4 protein-coding genes are annotated in these 6,000 nt (G+C 49.9%); 3 read left to right on the top strand and 1 reads right to left on the bottom strand.

What is annotated here, in order from left to right; all coding sequences use genetic code 11:
• Window positions 1-62 precede the first annotated feature (62 nt).
• Window positions 63-1,454 carry an FAD-binding protein gene (locus KKE17_12090; GenBank protein MBU1710737.1) on the bottom strand — a complete coding sequence of 464 codons (1,392 nt, stop codon included), beginning with the start codon at window positions 1,452-1,454 and terminating at the stop codon, window positions 63-65.
• A 154-nt stretch (window positions 1,455-1,608) separates the two neighbouring features.
• Here KKE17_12090 and KKE17_12095 point away from each other — a divergent pair, with 154 nt between their 5' ends.
• From KKE17_12095 to KKE17_12105, 3 genes are all read left to right on the top strand, one after another.
• Window positions 1,609-2,541 carry a D-alanine--D-alanine ligase gene (locus KKE17_12095; protein ID MBU1710738.1) on the top strand — a complete coding sequence of 311 codons (933 nt, stop codon included), beginning with the start codon at window positions 1,609-1,611 and terminating at the stop codon, window positions 2,539-2,541.
• Between the two features lie 101 nt (window positions 2,542-2,642).
• Window positions 2,643-4,451 carry a GAF domain-containing protein gene (locus KKE17_12100; GenBank protein ID MBU1710739.1) on the top strand — a complete coding sequence of 603 codons (1,809 nt, stop codon included), beginning with the start codon at window positions 2,643-2,645 and terminating at the stop codon, window positions 4,449-4,451.
• A 161-nt stretch (window positions 4,452-4,612) separates the two neighbouring features.
• On the top strand, window positions 4,613-6,000 hold a 1,388-nt coding region (locus tag KKE17_12105), incomplete at its 3' end, for a DUF2339 domain-containing protein (GenBank protein ID MBU1710740.1).

The raw sequence follows: 6,000 nt of genomic DNA on the forward strand, positions 1-6,000 counted from the left end.
AGACAAAACATGCTTTATATAAGATGATAGGGGTATCTGTCAATTGTTTTTTGTGCCTTAATTCAGGTTGTTTTCTTCTGCGGCGGAAATATCTTTCCCGGATTCAGGATGTTGTTCGGGTCAAAAAGGTTTTTTATCTCCTGCATCACTGAAAGGGTGTTGGGATCAAGTTCCAGGGGGAGAAATTCCGCCTTGGTGATGCCGATGCCATGTTCTCCGGATAAGGTGCCCGAGAGGCTGATGACTTTTTCAAAGAGTTGTCTTTTGGCGGTTTCGCCGCGCAGGGCTTCTTCTGGATTGGCTTTATCAAGCATTATATTGACATGGATATTGCCGTCTCCGGCATGCCCGAAGGTAAAGATGATAACATCAAGGTCAAGAGCCAGTTGTTCTGTAAAGGCAACAAGTTCTGGAATTTTCGTGCGGGGAACCACAACGTCTTCGCTGATTTTGTGCGGCTTTAATTGAAAGGCGGCAGGCGAAACAGCACGCCGGGCTGACCAGATGGCTTCGCGTTCTTCATCGGTATCAGCCTTGCTGATTTCGATAATGCCGGGCTGAGACTGAAGGAAATCCAGTAATTCTTCCGATTGGGTTTCAATGATCTTTTTGTCGCCGTCCAGTTCGAGAATCAGGATGGCTTCGGTTTGTTCGGGCAGGGAAAAGGGAAGGGATGCAGAAACGATTTTGATCGCCGTCCGGTCCATGTATTCAAGGGTGCATGGCCGGTGTGATGCTAGAATTTTTGCTACAAGAGCCGTGGCCGCAGCAAGGCTTTCTACAGCGATCAGAAAAGAGACCCGTGCTTCAGGGTTGGTAAGCAGGCGGAGGATAATTTTTGTAATGATCCCCAGGGTGCCTTCCGATCCCACAAAGAGGCGGGAAAGATCGTAGCCCACCACGCCCTTGGCGGTTCTGGTGCCGGTGGTAAGTATTCTGCCGTCCGGAAGCACGACTTCAAGGCCCAGGACATAATCTCTGGTGACCCCGTATTTTACGGCGCTTGGGCCTCCGGCGCATTCCGCCACATTGCCGCCCAGGCTGCAGAATTTATGACTTGCCGGATCCGGCGGATAAAAAAGGCCCAGTTTTTTTACGGCATTCTGGAAATCGCCGGTGATCACCCCCGGCTCCACCACTGCGATGTGATTTTCCGAATCAATTTCAAGGATGCGGTTGAAGCGGCTCATGGCCATGACCAGGCCGCCGGCTATGGGTAAAGCACCACCGGTCATTCCGGTTCCCGCTCCCCGGGGAACCACTGGAAAAGAAAGTTGGTTGGCAAGCCGCATTATTGCTGCGACTTCTTCGGTGTTGCCGGGAAAGGCAACAGCAGCTGGAGGAAATTCCCGGGCGGTTGCGTCGTAGGAATAGCAGAGCAGTTCTTCAGGGGTTGTGGTCAGATGTTCCTTGCCGATGATTTTTTCAAGCGCTTTTATGATTTGCTGGTCCATGTCAATGGTTTACGAAATGAGAGGAAGAAGGTAAAGTACTATTTTGTTTGAAGTACCGATTCTCTCTGTGGATGTGGGGCGAATGTGGGATTAATTAACAGCCTTCAGGCTGTTCTGCGATAACTTAAATGGAATTAAATCAGGATAGTTTTTCATGAACAATAAATTACGAGTTGCTCTGCTTGCCGGCGGCAAATCAGGGGAACGGGAAGTGTCTCTTAAGGGGGCATTGGAAGTTGAAAAGGCCCTTGATCCGCAAAAATACACGGTGAAGCGTTATGATCCGGCAAATGATCTTGGCAAACTGGCCGAAGATGCAAAAAACATAGATGTGGCCTTTATCCTGCTCCACGGGGTGTTCGGCGAGGACGGCACGGTGCAGGGGTATCTTGATCTTCTGGGAATTCCCTATCAGGGCTCCGGGGTGCTTGGCAGTGCCATTGCAATGGATAAAAATCTTGCCAAGGAGTTGTACCATAACGCCGGACTCCTGGTTGCCGACTGGGTCATGGCACTCCCGCAGGACATTGATTCTCCGGCAGGCCTTGCCGATGAACTTGACCTGCCGCTGGTCATAAAACCGGTGCGCCAGGGGTCAAGCCTGGGCATGAGTATTGCCGAAACTGAAGAAGAGCTTGGCCGCGGCATCCGCGAGGCATTCAAGTATGATAATGCGGTCATGGTGGAGAAATTTATTGCCGGTCGTGAAATTACCGGCGCCGTTCTTGGCAACGACACCCTCGAAGCCTTGCCCATCGTGGAAATTATCCCTGATCAGAAATACAGATTTTTCGATTATGAAGCCAAGTACCAGCCCGGTGCGACCCGCGAGGTATGTCCTGCTGAAATTGGTCCTGAACTGACCAGGCGGGCCCAGGATATTGCCGTAACCGCACACAAGGCATTGCTTTTAAGGGGTTATAGCCGGACGGACATGATCATTTCCGGGACGGATATCTATGTGCTTGAGACCAACACCATCCCCGGCATGACTTCGACCAGTCTTCTTCCTCAGGCTGCAGCGGCGCAGGGTTTGAGTTTTTCAGCGCTTCTCGACAGGTTGATTGAATTGGCCCTTGAAGGATAGTTGTGTTTCTGATCCATACTGCTTGACTCAAGCCTTCTCGCTGTCTACCATCAAAGTAAAGATCCTTTATAATCAATTTCGCTTGCGGATTGGGTCATGGTATGGAAAAAAAACTCGCGGAATTTATCACCCGGTTTCAGTTACTGGAAGAAAGTGAGCTTTCTCGCGCCAGACAGCACCAGATCGCCGCTCTTGAAGACGAATATCAGACCTGGTTTCTCTCTTCGATAATCAGCGAAACGGAAGAAATCCTGGCCCTTGATCCGTCGCAACCCACCCGGAAAATCCTTGAACTTGCAGCCAAGCTTATCGTCAAGCATCTCTTTGCCGATGCCGCAACCATCAGGATCATCGAGCCGGATGATATGCGGATGACCAGTTTCGGAGCCTATGGCGTTTCCAATTATGACCGGCTCGCCTCCGTCCCGCTCAAGGAATCCATCTCAGGTCTGGTGGTCCAGCAGAAAAAAGCCATAGCCGTACCCGATATTTTTGAACATCCTCTTTTCAAGGATAAAACCATTGTCAAGGCCCGCGGCTTTCATTCGCTTCTGGCCGTGCCGCTCTTTAATCCGGTGCCGATGCTTGCCACCGGGGAAGACCTTCTCGGCACCATGCAGATTTATTACAAGGAGAAGGGGCGAAAATTCACCGACCTGGAAATTACCCATGCCGAGTTGCTGTCCCGGCGCATCAGTTTTGTCCTTGCCAAGAAAAAGATCCTCGATCTTCAGAAGCTGAACCGGCGCAAAGAGACCATCATAAACAATATCTTCTTCAAGCTCAGTCGCCGCGAAGGGATCAAGCTTAAAGATCTTTTTATCCTGCTTGTCCCGGAACTGGACGAAATGCTTGGCGTGCAGGGCTGCTCTCTGTTAACCGTTTCAGACGACCGGCAACATATCCATCTTGAAGCCTCCTATCCATCGGATGTGAATTATTATGAAGCCAATTACAGCTATACGGTTTCCCATCATCCGTATTTTCAGGCGGCGATTTCCGGAACAAAGTCCATCGGCGACGGCAAATATGAAAGGATCACCCCATCCTATATTCTGGTCAAGAACCCTATTAAAAGTTCTTTGATCAGCGACCGGCTTCATGATCTGGTGAAGGAACATAATATTCATTCCATTCTTTTCGTTCCCCTGAAAGTTGTCGGCGAGGTCCGGCATCTGATGATTTTTTTCGCCACCAGGCATCGCCAGGCCTTTACTGAAGAAGAGGTGGAGCTGATAACCTTTTTCGGTAAGGAAATCATGAAGGCATCGAAGCTGGAGTTTCTGGATGATGTGCTGCATGACATCAAGAATCCTGCCATCGCTCTTGCCGGATTTTCAAATCGCGTCCTGAAACTCATGGAAAATGAAAACCTGGAGGATGTCCGGTCGAAGCTGACCTCCTATGTTGAGATCATGGCCTCGGAAGCGGCCCGTATGCAGGATCTCGCCCAGGCGATGAGCGGTTCCGGTCGTGAGGAGGAATTGAATCTTGCCGCTATCCTCCGGCAACGGGTCAGTATTTTTCGTGAAGTTGTGTATGAATCAAAGCTGCAACATGTGGAATTGCACGAACCTGATCTGGAAGAAAATCTGGTGGTTTACTGCCCCCGATACGGCCTTGAGAGAATCCTGGACAACCTGTTGAGTAACGCCATAAAGGCGGTGCCCAAAAAAGGCGGCAGCGTCAGGATTCAAGGCTTTCTGGATAACGATATGGTGACCCTGATCGTTGAAAACAGCGGCGAAATTTCCCAGGAGCATTTAGAGAATATCAAGAATGCCCAAGTCCGGGGCCGGGGGCTCAACATCATTTCAAGATTCGTCACCGCGAATCACGGCAATATGGACATCGAGGCCCGAAAGGGCTCCACCCGAATTGTCATAACCCTTCCCAGAGCGCAATGCTGATTTTTTCTGTGTTTGCTTACCTTTAATTAAATATTCACCTTTCAATCATTCATAAATCCGAAGCTGATAACCTCTTGAATTTGCCTGTCAAGCAGGGTAGTCTTTTTGGAAAATCTGTATGCCCCCTTTACCAACATTTGTGAGAGGAGAAAGGCTCGCGTATGCAAATATTCCTATGGGTTTTGCTGCTCATTGTTCTTGCTGAAGTTATGTCTCTTCGAAAGCGTATAAAAAAACTTGAGGAGAGTAATCCTAAGGGGCAAGAGACAGAGAAGCTTCGAACCAGAAAAGGCGAAATCAGGGAAGAAGTAAGGGTGCCCTCTTTTACGCAGGATTTGAAAGAGGAACCGATTGCCACAAGAATTGCAGCAGTTTCCGAGAAAAAAGAAGTAAAAGAACCACCCGGAGAGTTTGTTGCGGAGTATCGAAAAGTCGCCGATGCCAGAGATTTTTTTCCAGCACCTCCTGGGCCCATTGACAAATTTCTGGAGCAGTTAAAGGCCTTTTTCACTACAGGAAATATTGTTCTCAAGGTCGGCATTATCATATTGTTTTTCGGCGTCGCATTCCTGTTGAAATATGCCGCACAGCGCAACCTTTTTCCAATTGAGTTCAGACTGGCAGGCGTTGCTGTTTTTGGATTGTCCCTGTTGATTGCCGGCTGGCGTCTTCGCGCTCGGGTCCTGCTCTACGGATTAACTTTACAGGGTGGCGGGGTCGGTATCCTGTATCTGACCGTCTTTGCAGCATCAAAGCTTTACCATTTTCTTCCCCCCACCTTATCTCTGGTCATAATGGTCGGCCTTGTGGGCCTTTCCGGGGCGTTGGCGGTGATGCAGGACGCTAAAGCTTTGGCGATCTTCGGCATAACCGGCGGTTTTCTTGCGCCGGTACTGATGTCCACCGGCAGCGGCAGCCATGTAATGCTCTTTTCTTATTACGCCCTGTTAAATGCCGGAATTCTCGGGATTGCCTGGTTTAAAGCATGGCGGGTGCTTAACCTGTTGGGTTTTGTTTTTACCTTTGTGATTGCTTCATTCTGGGGGAGTAACTATTATCAGCCGGATTATTTTAGCACCACCGAACCCTTTCTCGTACTGTTCTTTGTGTTTTATGTGGCTATCTCGGTGCTGTTTGCCCATCGCCAGCCGCCGAAATTAAAAGGCTTTATTGACGGGCCGCTGGTTTTCGGCGTATCCCTTGTTTCCTTTGCCCTGCAGGCTTGTCTGGTGAAGGACTTCGAATATGGACTAGCCATCAGCGCTTGTGCTGCAGGTCTGTTTTATATCCTTTTAGCAACAATTCTCTGGCGGCGTCTGACTGAAGGCATGCGGATGCTGACCGAGGCTTTTCTGGCTATAGGGGTAGTCTTCGGCTCCCTTGCCATTCCCCTTGCCCTGGATGGTCATTGGACTGCTACGGCATGGGCTCTTGAAGGCGGGGCCATGGTCTGGGTCGGGGTCAGGCAGAAAAGACTAGGCGCCCGGGTCTTTGGTGTGCTCCTGCAATTCGGCTCGGGTATCTCGTTTTTAATTGCCGCATGCACTCC

It is taken from the genome of Pseudomonadota bacterium (assembly GCA_018823135.1).
In the GTDB taxonomy this organism is placed as follows: Bacteria; Desulfobacterota; Desulfobulbia; order Desulfobulbales; family CALZHT01; genus JAHJJF01.

What these genes read in the sequence shown, in the direction of transcription:
- KKE17_12090 (MBU1710737.1), bottom strand. Translation starts at nt 1,454, where the DNA reads ATGGACCAGCAAATCATAAAAGCGCTTGAAAAAATCATCGGCAAGGAA.
- KKE17_12095 (MBU1710738.1), top strand. Translation starts at nt 1,609, where the DNA reads ATGAACAATAAATTACGAGTTGCTCTGCTTGCCGGCGGCAAATCAGGG.
- KKE17_12100 (MBU1710739.1), top strand. Translation starts at nt 2,643, where the DNA reads ATGGAAAAAAAACTCGCGGAATTTATCACCCGGTTTCAGTTACTGGAA.